Below are 21107 nucleotides of genomic sequence, written 5' to 3'. Positions count from 1 at the left end.
AGCGGGAGCCCACCATGGACAACACCACGCCCAACCTTGCAACGGACCGCGCACCGCGCCTGCCGCGCATCGTGATCGTCGGCGGCGGCGCCGGCGGCCTGCACCTCGCCACGCGTCTCGGCGATACCGTCGGACGCCGTGGGCAAGCCGAAGTCGTGCTCGTCGACCGCTATCCGACGCACTTCTGGAAGCCGCTGCTGCACGAAGCCGCATCGGGCCATCGCGACCCGGCGTCCCACACGATCGAATACGCGGCGCAAGCGAAGCGCCACGGGTTCCGTTTCGTGCAGGGCGCACTGCAGCGGGTGGACCGCGCCGCACGCACGGCGACGATCGCGGCCGTGCAGGACGCGGACGGCACGGAGATCCTGCCGCAGCGCGAGCTCGGCTATGACGACCTCGTGCTCGCCGTCGGCAGCGTGACGAACTTCTTCAATGTGCCGGGCGCGGCGCGCCATGCACTGCCGCTCGAAAACCTCGACCAGGCCGAGGATTTCCGCCGGAAGTTCCTCGCGGCGTGCACGAAGGCGAATCACCTGGCCGAGCAGCAGCCCGCGCAGCGCGCGGCGCCGATCTGCATCAACGTGATCGGCGCGGGCGCGACGGGTGTCGAGCTGGCCGCCGCGCTGCGGCACGCGATCCAGCAGCTGACGACGTACCGCTTCAAGGCACTGGTGTCCGCGCGCGACGTGCACATCCGGCTGATCGAAGGCGGCCCGCGCATCCTGCCGGCGCTTGACGAGCGGCTGTCCGGCAAGATGCACGCGCAGCTTCGCGTGCTGAACGTCGACGTGCTGACCGATACACGCGTGGCCGAAGTCAGCGCGGACGCCGTGACGACCGCGACCGGCGAACGGCTCGCAAGCGACATCACGATCTGGGCGGCCGGCGTGGCGGGCCCCGCGATCCTGCGGGAGATCGGCGACATCGTGCTCAATCGTTCGAACCAGGTGATCGTGACCGATACGCTGCAGACGCCGGACGACCCGCACGTGTATGCGTTCGGCGACTGCGCCGCATGCCCGACGGCCGGCGCGAGCGGCTTCCTGCCGCCGCGCGCGCAGGTCGCATACCAGCAGGCCGTGTACCTGGTCAACGCGTTCGCGCGCCGCGTCGTCGGCAAGCCGGTGGCTGGCTTCACGTTCCACGATGCGGGCACTGTCGTGTCGCTCGGGCATGCGGGCGCCGTGTACCAGGCCGACCTCCGCGGGCGCTCGCGCTCGCTGATCGTCGACGGGCTCGCCGCGATAGGGCTGTACAAGTTCCTGTATCGCAAGCACCTGTTCAGCGTGGTCGGCGTGAAGCGCGCGCTGTTCCAGTCGCTGAGCCACTGGCTGCAGAGCCGCAACCAGCCGTCGATCAAGCTGCACTGATCGCGCCGGTTCGCGCGCAGCATCGCAAGACGGCATATCGGGCGTGCATCGCTCGGTATGCCGTTTTTTTGGATGCACATGCACGGTGCGACGCATTCACTGCGTGCGCGAATCTGGTGCATCACATCGAAGACCGTCGATACGATGCCGTTCGCGCGGAATACGACGTGCGACACGCATCCCGCGCCCACCTTGGCTCGCCACCCGATTCATTAGCCGAATCGTATGGGTCGGATAAAAATATTAATTAGTCGCGTTTTCCGGATCGACGCTAAGGTGTGTGGCATTCCCGTCGGCGAACGGATCATCACGTCTCTGAAGAGGAATCACCGTGGTTATCGAAGCCATCGTCACCCGTCTCGACGCAGCATTCGCGCAAATCGAAGCAACACCGGACTCGCACGAATCGCGCCATCAACGCGACGCGATCATCCAGTGGCTCGACCGAGCATCGGAAGAAGGATATCGACTCGGTCTCGTCACGACGCTGCCGGCCGCTCGGCTCAGCGACATGTTCGAAGGCCAGTTCGGCCGCGCGAACCTCGACCGCTTCTCGGTCGTCGTCACGGACGCCAATCAGAAGGACTCCGGATCAAACCAGCATCCCTTCGACGTCGCGCTGCAGGCACTCGGCGTGCCGCCCGAACGCGCGGTGGCGATCGCGAGCAGCGAACCGGAGCGCCGCGAAGCCGAGCATTTCGGCCTGTCGCGCTGCGTGAACATCACCGACACCGTGCGCTCGATCGCATCGGCCGGCCTGCACTGAACGCCGTCAAACCGGCCGGCTACGTCCGGCCGTCCACGATCCGGCGGCAATCCGACGGTTGCCCGACCGAATCGGGACATTCCTCCGTCAAAGTCGCTTGCCCCCTTCCGGGCTTGACCGATCTTTCACGGAGACGGGACGACGCGAATCCGCATCGCCCCGCTGCCCGCCGGCCCTCTCCGGCTCGACCAGCATCACTTCGATCCGCTCCTTGCCCTTTCCGGTATTCCTGCGCTTGAGCGTCAGCATGCCGATCTCGCCGGTCGAGGCCGGGTGCGTGCCGCCGCACGCCATCGTCGAGAAGCCGTCGACCGTCCAGTATCGGCGTTGCGTGTCGACATCGCTGAAGTCGGTCGCGATGCGCAGGTCGCGCTTAGACAGATCGGCCGCGGCCGATTCGATCTCGGGAAACAACGGCGCCACGCTCGTGTCGCTCGCGAAGTCGATGCGCGCCTTGTCCTGCCCGATATGCGCACCGATGCGCTCGATGCCGGGCCTGAGCCGATAGACCAGCTGCAACACCATTTCGGCCGCAAAGTGCAGACGCATCAGCCGGTACCGCCGCGTCCAGTCGATGCACCAGGTCACACGATCGCCGACGCGCAGCGAATGATCGTGCGGCAGCGTATAGACGATATCGAGGCCCTGCTTGTCGGCCTGGACGACCGGATAGCCGCCGAGCGACCCCGCGTCGCTTTCCTGCCCGCCCGAAAACGCAAAGAAGATGGTCGCGTCCACCCGCACGCGAGCGCCGTCGACGTGGCTCACGACGGTATCCAGCGTGGTCCGGTACGGATCGTCCCAGAATACTTTCTTCGTCATTGCCCGCCGTGCCTTTCGCCGAGGAAAGCACGCAGGTTAGCCGGATCGCGTGCGGGTGGCTTGTACGATCTTGCGCCCTGGCACCAGCGCCGCCTCGTCAGGCGCGGCGCGCGCTGCTGCCGCAGTCGCGTCCTCGCCCTTGCGCTCGACACTCCACGTATGAATCGGCCGATGCCCCGGCCGCTCCCACTCGGGTGGCATCCACAGATGTCTCAGCCGCTGCAGGACGGACCCGGGCGCGAACACGTCGCGCCACATGTCGACGAATTCGTGCAGGTTCAGCACCAGGAAGTTATACGAACGAATCTGCTGCGTGATCCCGTAGTCGACCGGCTCCGTTTCCTCGACATACGTGCCGAACAGGCGATCGAAGATGATCAGCACGCCGCCGTAATTCTTGTCGATGTAACGCGGATTGCGGCCATGATGCGCGCGGTGGTTCGACGGCGTGTCGAACACATATTCGTACCAGCGCGGCAGCCGCCCGATCGCTTCGGTATGCACGAAGTACTGGTACGCGAGATCGACGGCGAGCAGGAACAGCACGACAGCGGGCGGGATGCCGAACCAGACCGGCGGCAGATAGAACACGAACACGCCGACGAACGCGTTCAGCAACGACTGCCGCATCGCCGTCGTGAAGTTCATCACTTCACCGCTGTGATGCGGCACGTGCGCGGCCCAGAACCAGCGCACGCGGTGCGACGTGCGGTGAAACCAGTAGTAGCAGAACTCCACGACGACGAAGATCGGCACGATCGTGAAGCCGTTCACCGGCACGTCGAACCAGCGGTGCCGGTAAACCCACGCGAAGATCGCGCCCGTGAACAGGAGCCCCATCACGGTCTCGGCCACCTGATAGCCGGCGCCGAGCGACAGGTTCGCGACAATCTCCTTCCAGCGAAACGGCTCGCGACGGCCGCGCCCGGTCATCACCGCGTATTCGATCGCGAACGCGATCAGGAAGACCGGCGTCATGCCGATCAGCAGCACCTGCTTCCAGTCCACGTCGTTCCCCAGGAACGCGTGGAGCCACGTCATCAACTCGGTCGGCATGTTCGCGGCCTCGATCAAGAACTGACCGGCAGTATGGTCACGCACGGGTCGCCCCGCGTTGACACTTGCGGACGATTACTTGACACTTTCCGCCATGCCCGCCGCCTCCCCGCTATCGACGCAGCGCGTCTACTACTCGAGCACCTACGTGCGACTGCTGTTCGACTATCTGTCCGAGCAAGGCAAGGATGCCGCGCGCGTGCTCGGCGAGGCGCGGCCGCCCGAGGACGATCGCGGGCTCACGCTGTACGCGAGCGCGCACTGGCGGCGCCTCCTCGAATGCGCGGTGCGCGCGCTCGACGATCCGCTGCTCGGCCTGCACGTCGGCCAGCGGATCACGCCCGCCCACCTCGGTGCGCTCGGCTACGCGCTGCATGCGTGCCGCGATGCCGGCGCCGCCCTCGCACGCTGGCAGCAATACGAACACCTGATCGCGAACGTCGCGCGCATGGAAGTGCGGGTCGAAGCAACCTCAGTCGCGATCGAATGGCACGACGCACCCGAGCCGCTCGGCCCGCTCGTCGATGAAGTCGCGCTGACGGCCATCGTCCAGTTCGCGCGCAATATCACCGGCACGCGTCACGGGCCCGACGAAGTCTGCTTCGTACACCCGTCGCCCGCCAACGAGCAGCCGTATGCCGATTACTTCGGCTGCCCGGTGCGGTTCGGCCAGCCGGCGAACCGGCTCGCGTTCCCGTTGCACCTGCTCACGCAGCCGCTGCGCCAACCGGACGACGCGCTGCTGCAGATGATGGAACGTCAGGCGAGCGCGCTGCTTGCCGAGCTGCGGCAGACGGACGATCTCGAACAGTCGGTACGCGAAGCCGTCGCGCGCCTGCTGACGCAAGGCGAAGCGAGCATCGAACAGATCGCGTCGGATCTGCACGTGTCGTCGCGCACGCTGCATCGGCGGCTTGCCGAACTCGGGCTCAACTTCCGGATACTGCGCGAGGACACGCGGCGGCGGCTCGCGATCGACCACCTGAACGATCCGCGGCTGACGCTCGCGGAAGTCGCGTGGCTGCTCGGCTATTCGGAACACAGCGCCTTTACGCGCGCCTTTCGACGCTGGACCGGCGAATCGCCGCAGCAGTGGCGCAGCCGGCAACCTGCGCGAGCGGCGAACGTCGCGCGCGGCTGAGCGCGGCGCGCCACCATGCCGCCGACGAACTCGCGTCCGCCCGCGCGGTCGAACGAGCATCGCCGGAGAATCTCATGAAACGCGTTGCCCCTGTCGCTGTCCTGACCCTGCTTGCCGCCATCAGCTTGCCGGCAGCCGCCGGCGCAACATCCGGCGGCGCCGAGCCGGCTCCCTTTCAAGCGCACGCGAAAAACTGCGTCCCGTCCCGCGATGCCACACCCGACGCCCGCTCGCCGTCGAACGCGCCGCCGATCCGCGTATGCGTCGGCGATTCCAATACGCAACTGAACCTGCCGTGGTTCCTGACCGATGTCCTCACCGCGGTGGACACGCACCAGTCGGCCGGCGATCTGCTCCGCAAGATGCGCAACGATTTCTGACTCGCGGCTCGCGCGATGCACCGCGACCGCATTGTTCATTCACCGCCAGATTCCTGCAGCACCTGTACGAACGTGCCGACGATGCCGGCACACATCACGGGGTCGGCAATGCGGCGCAGCAGCGCGAGCAACATCTTTCGTTCAGCTTTCGAAAGTGGTCCGTGCTCACCGCTGATGGTGTTGTAGCGCGGCGTCCCGCGTGAAGCGAGCGCGCGATCGAGCAGGTAGTTGTGGGCTTGCCCGTTCACGGCAATCCGGATCCACAGCGAGCCGCCGTCGGTTGCGGCCGCACCGTCGGACACGACGACCGTGGGCACGGTGTTTTCTTCCATCTCAACGCTCCGGCGAGACGCGCGACCGTGACGAGTGGCGACCGCTTGCAAGCCAGCGGCAGGTCGACGAAAACAACATTTCGCAGGAATGTTTCTCGTCAAGACACAATGACAAAACTACACCAATTGTTGAATAACAATATTTCACAATCTCTCGTCACATCTTATACTTGCCGCGCACCATCCTCGTGCCAAGAGACGGTGTTTTTTCGTCCCGGCCGCACGACCCTGCGGCCGGGGGTTTTTTCGGTGTGCTACGTCGATAACCATGCGCTGCATGCACATGTTTATGGAGGCCAGCTTCCGGAATACATGGCCGATTGCGACGGGGCTGCCGCAGATGCCCGTCGCGACCGTAGAATCGATCGCATCGCGAACCCGGCGCGCACACCGCCTTGCCCGAACCCGGCATGACGCATGCGCGACGTGGGTGGATTGACCGGTTCGACTGGCTGCTTCATACACACAACACCAAAGGCGACCGCGGGAATGTTGGCGTTCACGCCAGGCTCGAAGCCCGTTTTCCAGCGCAGCGGCGCGTGGCCGCGAGTCGTCTTTTGCGTCGCCGTAATCGTTTGCGTGCTCGTACCGGCGTGCGCAATCGTGCTTGCCGACCGCTACGCGCGCGATACCGTCACCCAGCATGAACGCGTGATCGCGAACGACATCGTGGCATCGGTGGATCGCATCCTCGACGGTGCCCGCCTGCGACACGTGGACGAACTCACCGCGCTCGTCGGGCGGCCATGCCCGACGGTATTCCGGACCCTCGCCGAGATCGGCACGCGCCTGCGCTACCTGCGCGCCGTCGCGCTGGTGAACGACGGCCGCGTCATGTGCTCGTCCGCGCTGGGGGCGATCGACTTGCCGCTCGGCGCCTACACACACGAACCGGAACCGGGCTCGACGCTCGTCACGCTGTTGCGCCAGACGCCATTCCAGCAAGGCATCCCGGTGCTGCCCGTGTTTTACGCCATCGCGCCCGGCGCGGGCGTGCTCTACCTGATCGAAGGCGACTATGTGGCCGACGCGCTCGCGCACGGCGCCCGCTACGGGACGGAAACCGCGACGCTGTCGATCGCGGGTTCGGGCCATCTCGATCAGCACGGGACGTTCACGCCGGAATCGGCCGCGGAACCCGCAGGCGGCAGCACGATCGCGTCGCCCCGTTGGCCGTTCACGGTGTCGGTTGCCGCCTCCGCGCACTATGCGTCGCAGATCCAGCACCACTATCGGCTAATCGGCATCACGATCGTGCTGCTGGCGGATGGCCTCGTGATGGCGGCCTACCTGCTGGCGATGGCGCCGCGCCGCCTGCTGCTGAAGGCCGTCCGCAACGCACTCAGGCGCGACGAACTTCATGTCGTGTACCAGTCGATCGTCGATGTCGAGACGCGCAGGACCGTCGGCGTCGAGGCGCTGCTGCGCTGGCAGCATCCCAAGTGGGGGGCCATCAGCCCGGCCGTGTTCATCCCGCAGGTCGAATCAAGCGCGGTGCTGCCGAAAGTGACGGAATTCGTGCTGCGAACAGCCGTGTCGGAACTGTCCGCGCTGACGCCGGCCATGCCGCTGCGCATCGCCATCAACATCGCGCCGAAGGACCTCGAGCGCACGCAGTTCGTGTCCGTCGTCGAGGAGGCAATTCGCGCGCTGCCGCCAGGCTTTACGCTGGTGCTCGAAGTCACCGAGCGCATCCTGCTCGAAAAGAACGCGCGAACCACCGCGATCTTCCATGCGCTGCGAGCGAAAGGCGCGAAGTTCGCGATCGACGATTTCGGCACGCATCACAGCAATCTCGACATGCTGTCGCGCTTTCCGTTCGACTACGTGAAGATCGATCGCCAGTTCGTGTCGCCGCTGAACGGCGGCAACGCGGGGTTGATCGAGGGGATCGCGACCGTTGCGCATCACTACGACCTGAAGATCATCGCGGAGGGCGTGGAAACGGAAGCGCAACATCGCGCGCTGCATGCGGTCGGGATTCAGTACGCGCAGGGCTACCTGTATCAGCGTCCGCAGCGTGTCGAGCATTTGAAGCAGGATTTCGCGTCGGTGTCGGTGTAGCAGCGTTGCCGACGACGCTTACGCGCCGGCGGCTACTGCGCGCCGTCCTGACCGTCGATACGCACGCGGCCCTGCTCGAATTTGACCAACAAGGTTATTGCCGCTGGTCAGATCAAATCCACGAAACTCCGATGCCAGATCTTTCGCACACTTCACGCATCCCAGCTTGACACCCTCGTGCAAAACTTTGAGTGCCCGCAGTTTTGACTCGGGTGTCGCTCCTTTATACAAGCCCCCCCAAATCGTAAGCGGCATCGCCATCACCTTGAGCGAGCGCACATTGCAGCATTTCCATGCCAATAGCCGCGTTTCCCCGGAATTCCCCGTCAGGACTGTCGTAGCTGCCGCTCATCTTGAAACCGAGAAACGTTTGAGCCGATGGACTGCCCATATCCGCAGCCCGTTGAAAGAACGCGTAGGCACGGGTCGCATCACCGCCCTTGACCAACCCGCTCTGGTGATAGGTGCCCATCATGTCGTAGGCATCGGGCACACCCAACTGCATGGCTTTCTCAACCCACCCGATCGCGGCTTCCGGATCATGTCTAGGCACGCCGGGATAATTGCTTCGAATCAGGGGCGCGAGATTGAGCATCGCTTTCCAGTGCCCGCGATCGGCAGCCTGAACGTAGAGCTGGTAGATCTTCGGATAGTCGCGTTGCTCGTAGTACACGTCAGGATTGTCGAGCGCCAGCGCCTGCTGGAACCATAACTCGGCTTGAGGATCGATCGGCGGCACGTGCTGATCCTGATGAACGCACGTGAAGCTCTTTCGATGCGGGTCGAACAACGGCAGCTTTTCGTCGCGCGGGAGATCCGACGTCTCAGCCGATGACCTGACAGTCGAAGCAGGCAGGCCCTCCGCATGTACGCTCGACGCGAACAGCGCCAGGGCTGCAAAAATAATCCTGTAGATCACCGCTATCGGCATCAAGCGACCTCGATCAGACCGTTCCAGGGATGTCAGAAGATGAGAGCAGATCTATCCGCTCCCAGCCTTCATGCAGACGGCATGCGTTGAGACGTTTCGGCGGCCTCGCGACGCGCAGCGGCATAGAACACGCGGAACCACACCCAGTAGGCCACGCCGGTTCCGGCGACAGCAACGATCGGCATCACTCCGGACAGCAAACTGATTATCCCGAGCGTATCGCCCAGCACGCTCAGCACCCCGTAAGCCACCAGCAAAACAGATACCATCGACGCAAGCGACGCCCCCAGCAGACGCCAGACGTGCAGCCGACCGAGTTCGCGCGGCAGGCCGAACATCGCGCCGGCGAAGACGACCGCGGCACAAATGACCAAGCCTCCGACATAGTTCAACATCACAAGCTTGAGATTGTCGTCATAGTAGTTGAGCGACATCAGCACGGCTTGCGGCATGAAGAGCAGCAATGCGCTGGCATACAGCCAGGCCGCGAGAGCCGCAATGGACCGTCGTGGATTACCGCTCGGCGCCCCGGGCAACGCATCGTTGCGGAACAGGTGGGCGACGAACCACCACGCCAGCCCGGCTACCAACGCATAGAGGACGGCATGCACCGGGGCGATGATCGTCCCCATTTGCGCAAGGCTAAGGGCACCGCTATCCAACAGTCCCGTCAGCGCCTGGTATACCAGTATCTGCGCGGCCTGCCAGAGCAGCAGGCATAACGCGTAGGCTGTCAACGGCCACACGGGACGGCGGAATGCAAGCCGATCGCGATGCTCTCCGTGCCAGCGGACGATCAGGAAGACCAGGCCGGTTCGAAATACCAGGCTCTCGATGAAACTGGACAGTTGCACAGCCAGCACACCCACGGACGGTGATGACCTCGTCGACCATACGTAGAGGACGATCAGGAACTGCGCCGTGGTAATGGCCGCCGCGATGAGTGCGGCGGAGCCGGGTAACGAGAGTTTCCGGGAGGGTGAGGTCATGGGGATTCCTGGGTAAATGGAGTGATCAGTCAATGGTGTCGCGCCAGACCTTCAGGTGAATTGTTCCGGGCCGGGTTGACCGGTTCGTGCCACAGTACCCAACGGCAAACGGGACGCGGCGTTGTCCGGTTGCTCAGTGTGCGAGGTGTTGTCTGCCGATCCCGGGAGCGGCAGCCCTGTCGCCGGATCGAGATGCCTGGCCTTCGCCATCTCGTTGACGAGCGCGTCCGTCGGTTGCTTCGGCGGCGTGGCCGCATCCTGTTCCTTTTGCCACTGGAACGTGCCGTCCCATGGCGGAAGCTTGGCGGGCGGTAATGGAACGATCTTGTCGATGTCGGGTACCGTCGGTTCGCGGCCATCGTTGGCGTCGAGAAATTTCCCGATCAGATCGTATCGCCGGGACCGTTCAGGATCGCTTTGCAGCGCGAGGTAATCGAGCTGATTCGACGGCGGCGGTCCTTTGAATCCATCTCTCAGGAACGAGGCAGACAGGGTATCGCCTGCGCTTACCCCTTTCTGGAATGTCCTGGCAGCATCGGGATACACCCCCCCTGTCTTTTGATCGACACCCAGCAAGTTGGCAGCCTGACCGGATCCTTGATCGGCTGCACAGGCCAACATTTGTCTCGCGATAGCGGGCGCTTTATCGTTGGGCAACAGCAGGTTTCCAACATAGAACTGAGCTTCTGGATTGCCAAGATCGGCCGCTTTGCGAAAGTAGCGCAGTGCGCCCTCGGCATCCTGCTTCAAACCATAGCCTGTCTCGAGAGCGTGACCGATATCGTAGTAGCCGCTCGGGATACCTTGCTTGACCAGTTTCATGCCCAGGCCGACAACCTCGGCCGGCGCATCGGGGGAGTTGGCCAACCCCTGTGACACAAGCGATTGCAGGTTCTGGTTGGCCTTGTAATGATCGTGCGCCGCTGCGATCCTGTAGTAGCGGGCAACATCATTGAAGTCCCTGGGGCCGTTCTTCTTTTCCAGGTATCGCGCGTAACGGAACAGGCTGTCGGCCTGCGGATCGAGTGGCGGCAATTGGTCCGCTTGATGCGTGCAGGTGAAGGTGAACGCAAGATCGGCGCGCACGGCACCCATGTCAGGCGATGAGGTCGCCTGGGGCGCTCGTTTCGTGCACGCACACAACAGAACGGGCAACACAACCACCCAAAGGTGTCGGTTCATGGCTCAATCGCTACGACCATACGGTGCGCAACCATAGCGCCTCTCTCGGAATGATGTTGTTCTTGACCGGCGATTCTACGAACGATGATTCCGTGACGTCAATCGGGCGGTATTCAAATCATTGAAAACCTGAATGCGCCACGCATGCTCACTCTCATGAAGGCCGTCAGCCGTCACCGGCCTCTGCCGCACTACGCCGCCCGGAGCGCCCGCCATGCCCAACGCCCTACTGCTACGCGCAACCCATTCGCACCTGTATCCCGGCAGCGTCGTGACCTTCGACAATGACGCGCCGCGTTCCGCGAAGCCGCATCCGGCCGTGATCGAATTCGCCGACGGATCGGGCGCGGCCGCCACGCTCGCCCGCGCCGACGACGACGCGCTCGAACTCTCCGTCGACGCATACGTGACGCAAAAGCGGCACACGGTCGCCGCGCGCCGCTGGCTGCTCCAGCCGTTCAATACCACGGGCACCGAGTGGCGTGTCGCGCAACGGCTCGCCGTCGCCTGATTCCGCACCGAACAGCAGGCGCTCGCAGAACACGCGCCGGCGGTGAACGCGATGCGAACGATGAATGCACGTGACCCGCCATGTATCAGGTCGTGAAAATCGGGTGACGACGGCAGTGAACGATGCCTGTCAGCACGCCGGTGGATGATCGGGATCGGACCGGCATGTGTCCCGATAGGCATCGTCGACGGCACGCAGAAATGCCTTCCGCCCGTTCTCCAATGCCGTTGCCGTGTGCTCGTCGCGCGAGACCGGCATCACGCGGCCATCGGGCGACATCGAATAGCCGAGATCGACGAACGCATCGTCCGGTGCGCGCTTCGATCCGATCCAGTAGCCGATCGAAACCGAGCTGGCAACCCCGGTCGCGCCGTTGTAACCCACGCCGAATCGTCCGGCCTTGAAGATGCGCGGCCGCATTTTTTCCGCATAGGCGAGCACTTCGGCAACCGTCGCGCCATCCTTGGTGCGATGCCGCTTGACCGCCTGTATCCAGTTGGCTTCCGTGGCGGCCGGCAGACCCTTCAATGTCGGGGCCGCGAATATCGCGCTCCCGTTTCCACCCAGGCAGGCCGCGGCAACAACGTAACCGGCAACACGTGCGATGCGATCGATCGCGAGTTTCATTAAACGATTCCGGATGGGTTCATTCGATTCCGAATCATACGATCATTGGCCAGGATGCCGGGACGGTATCGCCCCCATTCCGGCACACCACCCGCCCAAGCGCTAAAATCCGCCGCCTGGGCATCCACGACGAGCAAGCGTTTTGACGGAGTTCGAGCAGGGTTTCATCCTCACCCGCCACTGGCGGGACACCGCGACCGGCATCGAGATCGAGTTCTGGCTGGCAACCGAACACGGTCCGCGCCGTGTACAGTTGCGCCCGCAGGAAGCCGTCGCATTCATTCCGGCCGAACAGCAGGCGCTCGCCGAACGCGCGCTGGCCGGCGAGCGCGATATCGAGTTGCGCCCGCTCGCGCTGCGCGACTTCCGGCAGCGCCCGGTCGTCGGCCTCTATTGCCGGCGCTACCGCCATCTGTCCGGGCTGCAGAAGCGCCTCGCGGCGGCCGGCATCGACGTCTACGAAGCCGACGTGCAGCCACCCGACCGCTACGCGATGGAGCGCTTCATCACGGCTTGCGTGCAGTTTCGCGGCCAGCCCGGCCACGACGGCACGTTGACCGGCGCCGAACTGAAAACCGCGACCGGCTATCGCCCGACGCTGCGCTGCGTGTCGCTCGACATCGAAACCAGCGTCCACGGCGAGCTGTATTCGATCGCGCTCGAAGGCTGCGGGCAACGGCAGGTCTACATGCTCGGCCCGCCGAACGGAGCCGAGAGCGACGAAGCCCGCGCCGTCGACTTCCGCCTCGACTACTGCGACAGCCGGCCCGCGATACTGGCGCGGCTCAACGACTGGTTCGACGAACACGATCCCGATGCGGTGATCGGCTGGAACCTCGTGCAGTTCGACCTGCGTATCCTGCACGCGCACGCAGAGCAATACGGCGTGCCGCTGAAGCTCGGGCGCGGCGGCAGCGTGCTCGACTGGCGCGCGCACGGCCAGCAGCCCGACCACTTCTTCGCGGGTGCGGCGGGCCGGCTGATCCTCGACGGCATCGACATGCTGAAATCCGCGACGTGGACGTTCCCGTCGTTCAGCCTCGAATACGTGTCGCAGTCGCTGCTCGGCGAAGGCAAGTCGATCGACAACCCGTACCAGCGGATGGACGAGATCCAGCGCCGCTTCGATCACGACAAGCCCGCGCTCGCGCGCTACAACCTGAAAGATTGCGAGCTCGTCACGCGCATCTTCGACAAGGCCGACCTGCTGTCCTTCGCCCTCGAACGCGCGAGCGTGACGGGCCTCGCGGCCGATCGCACCGGCGGGTCGGTGGCGGCCTTCACGCACCTGTACCTGCCGCGCATGCACCGGCTCGGCTATGTCGCGCCGAACCTCGGCGACGTGACGGGGCAAAACAGCCCCGGCGGCTTCGTGATGGATTCGCGCCCCGGGCTGTACGACTCGGTGCTCGTGTTCGACTACAAGAGCCTCTATCCGTCGATCATCCGCACGTTCCTGATCGATCCGGCCGGGCTGATCGAAGGGCTCGCGAATCCCGGCGACGACGCGTCGGTGCCCGGCTTTCTCGGCGCGCGCTTCTCGCGTACCGCGCACTGTCTTCCCGATATCGTGCGCCGCGTATGGGAAGGCCGCGACGAGGCGAAGCGGCAGCGCAACGCACCGCTGTCGCAGGCGCTGAAGATCATCATGAATTCGTTCTACGGCGTGCTCGGCTCGACGGGCTGCCGGTTCTTCGACCCGCGCCTCGCGTCGTCGATCACGATGCGCGGCCACGAAATCATGCACCGCACGCGCGAGCTGATCGAAGCTCAGGGTTACGAAGTGATCTACGGCGATACCGATTCGACATTCGTGTGGCTCGGTCGCGCGCACGACGACGACGAGGCCGGCGCCAAGGGCCGCGCACTCGTCGAACACATCAACCGCTGGTGGCAAGCGCACCTGCGCGACCACTTCGGGCTCGAGAGCGCGCTGGAGCTGCAGTACGAGCGGCACTACCGCCGCTTCCTGATGCCGACCGTGCGCGGTGCGGAAGAAGGCAGCAAGAAGCGTTACGCGGGCCTCGCGGCGGCCGCCGGCGGCGGCGAGGATCTCGTCTTCAAGGGGCTCGAAACGGTGCGCACCGACTGGACGCCGCTCGCGCAGCAGTTCCAGCGCGAGTTGTACCGGCGCGTGTTCAACCGCGAGCCGTACCAGGATTTCATCCGCGACACCGTGCGGCGCACGCTGGCCGGCGAATTCGACGACCAGCTCGTCTACCGCAAGCGCGTGCGCCGGCCGCTGCGCGAGTACGAGCGCAACGTGCCGCCGCACGTGCGCGCGGCACGGATCGCCGACGAGTTCAACCAGGCACAGGGCCGGCCGCTGCAATATCAGCGCGGCGGCTGGATCAGCTACGTGATGACGACGGCCGGCCCCGAGCCGCTCGAAACCATGCGCTCGCCGATCGACTATGCGTTCTACGTGAGCCGCCAGCTCCAGCCCGTCGCCGATGCGATCCTGCCGTTCCTGCGCGACGACTTCGAACGCGTGATCTCCGGTCAGGGGCAGCTGTTCGGCGACTGACGGAACGCGATCCGGCCTGCCCCGGTTGCGCGTACAACCGATTCCCCGCACGTCGCCCATCACGCGCCCGCGATGAGTCTGCCGATTCGTCCGCGTCGACATCAATCGGCATTCTTGCGCCCCGGCACGCCGCACGATAAGTAAAACCGATTGCCCCGGTCAGAAATCCGACTTGGACGCCGCGCGCGCCGCAGCGCACAATTTCGGGCATCGCAATCGAATGAAACCCTGATCCTTCCTACCCGAGTTTCCGTGGCACCCGCCGTCCCCCAACGCGTGGCCATGTGCTTGAATAACAAGGAAAAGGCGCGCACTCGTGCTTGACATGCCTGCCACAACACCCCGTTTCGCGTGGACGCTTTTTTCCATGCACCCCGCCGCCCTCCCGCGTGGCACACGCCGCAAAACGGCGCCGCACGACATGACGTGCGGCGCACCGCCTCCCGCGCCCTAGCGCAATCGCTGCAATCCCCTCCGCCAGTCTCGCCAAAGGAACCCGACGTGTCGCAAGCCACTGTCGCGCCGCTTCGGCCGCGCGACCCATTCTCCATCGATCCGAGAAAGCTCCTGTTCTCGATCAGCACGTTTATCGCGGCCGCACTCGTGCTGCTGATCTCGTTCACGGTCAGCTTCCCGCGCCCGTGGTGGGCGCTGTTGACCGTCTACGTGACCTCGCAGCCGATGGCCGGCGCCTTCCGTCCGAAGACGATCTACCGGCTCGCGGGCATCGCCGCCGGCGCGGTCGTGTCGGTGGTGGTCGCCCCGAACCTGCAGAATTCGCCGGCGTTGCTCGTGCTGTGCCTCGCGCTGTGGATCGGCTTCTGCATCTACCTCGCGGTGCTCGACCGCACGCCGCGCGCGTTCCTGTTCCAGATGGCCGCGTTCAGCTCGGCCGTCATCTGCTTTCCGTATCTCGACGATCCGACCAACATCTTCATCACCGCGGTGTCGCGCGTCGAGGAAATGACGGTGGCGATCCTGTGCGTGACGATCACGCACATGCTGCTGAAGCCCGCGAACAGCCGGCCGGTCATCCACGAACGCGCGCTGTCGTTTCTCGGCGATGCGTGCCGCTGGACCGCCGAAGCGTTCGGCACGCATCACACGCGGCTCGAGCACGAGCATCGCCGCAAGCTCGCGGCCGACGTCACCGAACTCGGGATGATCGCGACGACGCTGCCGTTCGACCAGCGCTTCGCGCTCGCCACGCGCGACACCGTCACGGCATTGCAGCATCGCCTCGCGGCGTTGCTGTCGATCGCATCGGCCGCCGCGAACCGACTCGACCAGTTGCGCTCGCTGAACGCGATCGATGCGCAAACCGCCGCGCTGGTCGATGCGGTGATCGACGACCTGCACGCGTCGCAGGAAGTGGGCGAAGCGCTCGACGTCGGCCTCGCCGCGCGTTGCCGCACGCTGGCGGCCGAGCGCCTGGCCGACCCGGCCTGGACGTCGCTGCTCGCCGCGAACCTGTTGGACCGCACCGCCGATTTCATCGACACGCTGCACGCGGCGCGCGGGCTCGTGCGTACCTTCGCGGAAAGCGATGCCGAGCTCGAGCGCCACCTGCCGCCCGCCGACGGCACGCACCGCTTCAAGCTCGCGCGCGATCACGGCCTGGCGCTGCTCGCCGGTGCCGCGACGACCACCGCGATCATCATCTACTGCGCGGTGTGGATCCTGCTTGCCTGGCCAAACGGCTCGGCAACCGCCGCGTTCGCCGCGCTCGTCACCTGCTCGTTCGCGGCACAGGACGATCCCGCACCGGTGATCGGCCGCTACCTCGTCTCGACGCTCGTCACCTTTCCGCTCGCCGCGCTGTACCTGTTCGTGATCCTGCCGCGTGTCGACGGCGCCGGAATGCTGATCCTGACGCTTGCACCGGCCTTGATCTGGATGGGCTACATCCAGGCCGATCCGGCGCGCACCGCGCGCGCCCTCCCGATGTTTTCCTGCTTCATCGTCGCCATGGGCTTTCTCGATCGCTTCCAGGCCGACTTCGCGCTGTTCCTCAATACGGGGCTCGCGCAGGTCGGCGGCATCGTCACGACGCTCGTCGTGACCAAACTGTTCCGCTCGGCCAGCACGCGCTGGACCGCCTACCGGATCGTGCGCCAGAACTGGGCCGATCTCGCGCAGATGGCCGACCCGCACCGGCCGCTCGACGCGCCGACCTGGACCGCGCGCGCGGTCGACCGGCTCGGCCAGGTCGCCGCGCGCATGGCGTTCGCGAATCCGGGTGATGCGCTGCATGCGGTCGACGGATTGAGCGACCTGCGCATCGGCCGCAACATCATCCAGGTGCGAGAAGGACTCGACAGAAGCGATGCGCAGACGCGTGTCGCGATCGAGGCCGCGCTCGAGGCCGTGTCGGCGCTGTATCGCGCACGCGCCGACGCGCACCATCCGGTGCCTGCCACCGCATCGCTGATGCGCGCGCTGAACCGCGCGATCGGTGCCGCCGCGCGCAATACGACCGGCCGCGACGACGCCACGCTGCTCGCGCTCGTCGGCATGCGCTGCAACCTGTTCCCGCATGTGCAACTCGTCGAAGGAACGACGCGATGATCGAAGAGATCCATATTTTCGGCATCTACCTGCCGTCCGCGCTGGCGTGGGCCATCGTCGCGCTGATCGTCACGTTCCTGTTGCGTGGCGTGCTGCTTCGCCTGCCGCTGCGCGTGCTGCTCTGGCAACCGGCGCTGCTCGAACTGGCGGCCTTCTTCCTGCTGTGGTGGGGCATCGCCCGTCTCGCCGACGCGTATTTCCCGTATCGCCTCCTTTCCTGAACATGAAGCGAATCATCCCCCTGTTACGCACCGTGCTGACGGCCGCGATCATCCTCGGCATCCTCGGCGCGATCTACGGACTATGGGTCCGCTACCAGATCGAACCGCTCACGCGCGACGGCAAGGTGCGCTCCGACGTGGTGCCGATCGCCCCGGACGTCAGCGGGCTCGTCACCGACGTGCGCGTACACGACAACCAGAAAGTGACGAAGGGTCAGGTTCTGCTCGTGATCGACCCGTCGCGCTACCGGATCGCACTCGAACAGGCCGACGCGAACATCGCGAGCGAGCAGGCCGAACTCGACGAAGCGATTCGCGAGGACCGCCGCAATCGCGCGATGCCGGACGTGGTCGCCGAGGAATCGACCCAGCAGGGCGCGACACGCGTCGAAAAGCTGCGCGCCGCGCTCGCGCAGGCCCGCTCCGCACGCAACCTCGCCGCGCTGAACCTCGAACGCACGCTCGTCCGCGCACCGATCGACGGCACGGTGACCAACGTCGGGCTGCTGCCGGGCGTCTATCTGAGCGCCGGCAAGGGTGCGATGGCGCTGGTGAACGACACGTCGCTGCGCGTCGAAGGCTACTTCGAGGAAACCAAGCTGCCGGCGATTCATGTCGGCGATCCGGCCAGTATCTATCTGATGGGCGTCGCGAGCAAGATCCGCGGCCACGTGCAGAGCATCGCCGGCGGCGTCGAGGACCGCGAGCGCGCAGGAGGCGACGCCCAGCTCGCGAACGTGAACCCGGCGTTTACCTGGGTGCGGCTCGCGCAGCGCATCCCGGTGCGGATCGCGATCGATTCGGTGCCGCCCGGCGTGCGGCTCGTGCCGGGGCAGACCGCGTCGGTCGAGATTCATGCGCGGGCCGGCGACGTCACGGTACACCGGAGCCTGCCATGGTAAGCCTGCGTACGACTGCCATCGCAGCGCTGTGCATCGCGCTCGCCGCGTGCGCGGAGGTCGGCCCCGACTATCGCGTGCCGTCGAACGCACTCGTGAACGCACCGGCCGCCAACCATGCGTTCGTTGCGGGTGCATCGGTTGCGTCGAGCGACCCGCTGCCCGACCGCTGGTGGCGCCTCTACAACGACCCGACGCTCGACGGCCTGGTCGAAAAGGCACTGGCAAGCAACGTCGACCTGCGCGCCGCGCAGGCGAACCTCGAACGCAGCAATGCGCTGCTCGCGGCGACGCGCACCGCGCGCGAGCCGAGCGCCGGCATCGACGCATCGACCAACTACACGCAGCAATCGGCGGCGTCGGTCCTGTCGCACGTCGAGCCGCCACGGCACGAGATCTACAACATCGGCCTCGAGATGAGCTACGACCTCGACCTGTTCGGCGGGATCCGGCGCGGGATCGAAGCGGCGTCCGCCGACAACGAGGCCGTCGCCGCTGCGCGCGATCTCGTGCGTGTGAACGTCAGCGCGGAAGTCACGCGTGCGTACTCGGACCTGTGCAACGCCGGCAACCAGATCGACGTGCTGCAACGCTCGATCGACGTCCAGCAGCGCCGCCTCGCCCTCACCCGCCAGCTGATCTCGAACGGACGCGCACCGACCTTCGAGCAGCAGCGCGACCAGGGCGGCATAGAGAACAGCCGCGCGCAACTCGCGCCGCTGCGGGCGCGCCGACTGAATGCGGCGTTCCGTCTCGCGACGCTGACCGGCCAGCCGCCGGAAAACTACGACCGCGCACTGCTGTCGTGTAACAAGCCGCTCGAACTGTCGACGCCGATTCCGTCCGGCGACGGGCGCGCGCTGCTGAAGCGCCGGCCCGACGTCCGTGCGGCCGAGCGCCGGCTCGCCGCGTCGACCGCACGCATCGGCGTCGAAACGGCCGCGCTGTATCCGGACATCAGACTCGGTGCCAGCATCGGCTCGACCGGCGGCGCGGCCGCGTTCTTCACGCCGCTGACGAACCGCTTCGCGATCGGCCCGATGGTCACGTGGAATCTCCATCGCAGCACGATTCGCGACCGCATCGACGCCGCACAGGCCGACAGCCGTGCGAGCCTCGCGCATTTCGATGCAACCGTCCTCACCGCGCTGCGCGAAACCGAAACGTCGCTCGACACCTACGCGGGCGCGCTCGACCGGCTGCAGCGCCTGGAGGCATCGAGCGACGCGGCGCGCGACGTGATGGCGCGAACCGAAGAACTGCGGCGCGGTGGGCGGGTCGGCGGACTCGCGGCGCTCGACGCCGAGCGCACCTGGCTCGCAGCCGAAACGGCCGTTGCGGCGGCCCGGCAGGACGTGAACAACGACCAGATCACCACGTTCCTCGCACTCGGAGGCGGCTGGCAATGACGAACCGTGACATCGTCGCCGAATACCCGGCCCCATCGCGTTCCGCCGCCCGCCTTCCGGCGCATAATGGCGAGATGCCGGACCTACGTGACCCGCGACCCATTCCGCGAAAAATGAAGTTCACCCAACGCAGCCCGCTGCTTCGCAACATCAGCTATCTGCTCGCGATCGACGAGCACCGCAATTTCACACGCGCGGCCGAGGCGCTCAGCGTGTCGCAATCGGCGTTGTCGCAGAAGGTGCGCCAGCTCGAAGACGAGCTCGGTGCGCAACTGTTCGACCGCAGCGGACGCATGGTCCAGCTCACCGATTTCGGCAGCGTCTACCTCGAATACGTGCGCCGCGCGCACAACGACCTGCTCACCGCGCAGCGCGCGCTGCACGACGTGCACGACCTGTCGCGCGGCAAGCTTCGGATCGCCTTCACGCCAACCTTCACCGAGTATCTGGTCGCGCCCGTCATCGAGCTATTCCACGAGCGTCATCCGGGCATCGTGATCGAGATGACCGAGATGTCGCTCGACGCGGTGGAGGCGGCGCTCGGCGACGACCAGGTCGACCTTGCGTTCGGGTTCGTCGATGTTCGCAACGACGAAATCGAGGCCGAAGCGCTGTTTCCCGAGCGCCTGATGCTCGTGGTCGGCCGCTCGCATCCGCTGACCACCCAGCGCGAGCCCGTCACGCCACTGCAGCTCGCCGAAACGCCGCTCGCGCTGCTGACGACGAGCTTCGTGTCGCGCTTCTATGTCGACAGCTATTTCCAGACATACGACATGCAACCCGATGTCGCGTTGCAGGCGAATTCGATCAGCGCGGTACTGAAGATCGTGAGCCGCGGCAAGATCGCGACGATCCTGCCCGGCACCATCGAATTCGAGCATCGCGATTTGCAGTACGTGCCGCTCGATCCGCCGTTCCCGGTGCGCACCGTCGCGCTGCTGCGCCGCAAGGGCGCCTATCGCACCGTTGCGTCGACCGCGTTCGCCGATCTGGTTCACGAGATGCTCGAGCACGGCAGCCTGGCGTCGCTGCGCACGATCACGACGCTCGACCACGCCTGACCTTGCAGGGTGCGTCGCCAGCCTGACGACGCACCGGCATACCCCCCGCACAAGCGCTTGACGCCGGCGCTCGCATGACGAGCGCGATGACCGTCACCTCACACTTCCATTTTTATAAATTTTGATTCGCAATCCATATCAAATGGATTCCGATGCGGATGAGTCATCGTTTTGTCTTATCGACAGGATCGGAAATTCGCCTTGGACGCGATCAGGGATTTCCTTCATTCTTTCACTATCGATTCCAG

At 65.4% G+C, this 21107-nt stretch carries 18 protein-coding genes and 1 pseudogene; 12 read left to right on the top strand and 7 right to left on the bottom strand.

What is annotated here, in order from left to right:
• Window positions 1-14 precede the first annotated feature (14 nt).
• Both BDO18943_RS13515 and BDO18943_RS13510 read left to right on the top strand, forming a co-directional pair.
• Window positions 15-1373 (top strand): NAD(P)/FAD-dependent oxidoreductase, encoded by a 1359-nt coding sequence (locus BDO18943_RS13515; protein WP_175022679.1) that lies wholly within the window; start codon window positions 15-17, stop codon window positions 1371-1373.
• Between the two features lie 331 nt (window positions 1374-1704).
• Entirely contained in the window at window positions 1705-2139 is a 435-nt protein-coding gene (locus tag BDO18943_RS13510) for an HAD family hydrolase (RefSeq protein WP_174929877.1), read from the top strand.
• Between the two features lie 87 nt (window positions 2140-2226).
• Here the strand turns inward: BDO18943_RS13510 and BDO18943_RS13505 are convergent, their stop codons facing one another.
• Both BDO18943_RS13505 and BDO18943_RS13500 read right to left on the bottom strand, forming a co-directional pair.
• Window positions 2227-2961: an alanyl-tRNA editing protein gene (locus BDO18943_RS13505; protein WP_175022678.1), complete on the bottom strand. Its 735-nt coding sequence runs from the start codon at window positions 2959-2961 to the stop codon at window positions 2227-2229.
• A 36-nt stretch (window positions 2962-2997) separates the two neighbouring features.
• Complete coding sequence (locus BDO18943_RS13500; RefSeq protein ID WP_175022707.1) at window positions 2998-4017, bottom strand: sterol desaturase family protein; 1020 nt, start codon at window positions 4015-4017, stop codon at window positions 2998-3000.
• Between the two features lie 94 nt (window positions 4018-4111).
• On the opposite strand from BDO18943_RS13500, the gene BDO18943_RS13495 reads away from it, so the two are divergent.
• Both BDO18943_RS13495 and BDO18943_RS13490 read left to right on the top strand, forming a co-directional pair.
• Window positions 4112-5158, top strand: a complete 1047-nt coding sequence (locus BDO18943_RS13495) for an AraC family transcriptional regulator (protein WP_175022677.1) — start codon at window positions 4112-4114, stop codon at window positions 5156-5158.
• 74 nt (window positions 5159-5232) lie between these two features.
• Window positions 5233-5538: a hypothetical protein gene (locus tag BDO18943_RS13490; protein WP_175022676.1), complete on the top strand. Its 306-nt coding sequence runs from the start codon at window positions 5233-5235 to the stop codon at window positions 5536-5538.
• Window positions 5539-5573: 35 nt separating this feature from the next.
• Here BDO18943_RS13490 and BDO18943_RS13485 read toward each other — a convergent pair whose 3' ends face one another.
• Window positions 5574-5870, bottom strand: coding sequence for a hypothetical protein (locus BDO18943_RS13485; protein WP_175022675.1), 297 nt, complete (start codon window positions 5868-5870; stop codon window positions 5574-5576).
• Window positions 5871-6359: 489 nt separating this feature from the next.
• Between BDO18943_RS13485 and BDO18943_RS13480 the strand changes: the two genes are divergently transcribed.
• Window positions 6360-7934 carry an EAL domain-containing protein gene (locus BDO18943_RS13480; RefSeq protein WP_175022674.1) on the top strand — a complete coding sequence of 525 codons (1575 nt, stop codon included), beginning with the start codon at window positions 6360-6362 and terminating at the stop codon, window positions 7932-7934.
• Window positions 7935-8157: 223 nt separating this feature from the next.
• Here BDO18943_RS13480 and BDO18943_RS13475 read toward each other — a convergent pair whose 3' ends face one another.
• The 3 genes and pseudogenes from BDO18943_RS13475 to BDO18943_RS13465 form a co-directional block, all read right to left on the bottom strand.
• Complete coding sequence (locus tag BDO18943_RS13475) at window positions 8158-8865, bottom strand: tetratricopeptide repeat protein (protein WP_307871418.1); 708 nt, start codon at window positions 8863-8865, stop codon at window positions 8158-8160.
• A gap of 68 nt (window positions 8866-8933) precedes the next feature.
• Entirely contained in the window at window positions 8934-9854 is a 921-nt protein-coding gene (locus BDO18943_RS13470; RefSeq protein ID WP_175022596.1) for a hypothetical protein, read from the bottom strand.
• A gap of 63 nt (window positions 9855-9917) precedes the next feature.
• Window positions 9918-11036, bottom strand: a pseudogene (locus tag BDO18943_RS13465) (SEL1-like repeat protein); the annotation flags it as partial.
• A 214-nt stretch (window positions 11037-11250) separates the two neighbouring features.
• On the opposite strand from BDO18943_RS13465, the gene BDO18943_RS13460 reads away from it, so the two are divergent.
• Complete coding sequence (locus BDO18943_RS13460) at window positions 11251-11547, top strand: hypothetical protein (RefSeq protein ID WP_175022673.1); 297 nt, start codon at window positions 11251-11253, stop codon at window positions 11545-11547.
• A gap of 129 nt (window positions 11548-11676) precedes the next feature.
• Here BDO18943_RS13460 and BDO18943_RS13455 read toward each other — a convergent pair whose 3' ends face one another.
• Entirely contained in the window at window positions 11677-12174 is a 498-nt protein-coding gene (locus BDO18943_RS13455) for a hypothetical protein (RefSeq protein ID WP_175022672.1), read from the bottom strand.
• Between the two features lie 142 nt (window positions 12175-12316).
• Between BDO18943_RS13455 and BDO18943_RS13450 the strand changes: the two genes are divergently transcribed.
• From BDO18943_RS13450 to cynR, 6 genes are all read left to right on the top strand, one after another.
• Window positions 12317-14701, top strand: a complete 2385-nt coding sequence (locus tag BDO18943_RS13450) for a DNA polymerase II (RefSeq protein WP_175022671.1) — start codon at window positions 12317-12319, stop codon at window positions 14699-14701.
• A 501-nt stretch (window positions 14702-15202) separates the two neighbouring features.
• Window positions 15203-17269 carry an FUSC family protein gene (locus BDO18943_RS13445; protein WP_175022670.1) on the top strand — a complete coding sequence of 689 codons (2067 nt, stop codon included), beginning with the start codon at window positions 15203-15205 and terminating at the stop codon, window positions 17267-17269.
• Complete coding sequence (locus tag BDO18943_RS13440) at window positions 17266-17490, top strand: DUF1656 domain-containing protein (RefSeq protein WP_175022669.1); 225 nt, start codon at window positions 17266-17268, stop codon at window positions 17488-17490. Before BDO18943_RS13445 ends, BDO18943_RS13440 begins: the two co-directional genes overlap by 4 nt.
• 2 nt (window positions 17491-17492) lie before the next feature.
• A complete protein-coding gene (locus tag BDO18943_RS13435; RefSeq protein ID WP_175022668.1) occupies window positions 17493-18392 on the top strand; it encodes an efflux RND transporter periplasmic adaptor subunit in 900 nt (299 codons plus the stop codon).
• Window positions 18386-19798 carry an efflux transporter outer membrane subunit gene (locus tag BDO18943_RS13430; RefSeq protein WP_175022667.1) on the top strand — a complete coding sequence of 471 codons (1413 nt, stop codon included), beginning with the start codon at window positions 18386-18388 and terminating at the stop codon, window positions 19796-19798. The genes BDO18943_RS13435 and BDO18943_RS13430 overlap by 7 nt, the downstream gene beginning before the upstream one ends.
• Window positions 19799-19911: 113 nt before the next feature.
• Window positions 19912-20859 (top strand): transcriptional regulator CynR, encoded by a 948-nt coding sequence (gene cynR / locus BDO18943_RS13425; protein ID WP_235996004.1) that lies wholly within the window; start codon window positions 19912-19914, stop codon window positions 20857-20859.
• Window positions 20860-21107: the final 248 nt, after the last annotated feature.

This window comes from Burkholderia aenigmatica (assembly GCF_902499175.1).
Lineage (GTDB): Bacteria > Pseudomonadota > Gammaproteobacteria > Burkholderiales > Burkholderiaceae > Burkholderia > Burkholderia aenigmatica.
The sequence above is the reverse complement of the archived record's forward strand: the minus strand, read 5'-3'. Positions and strand labels throughout refer to the sequence as shown.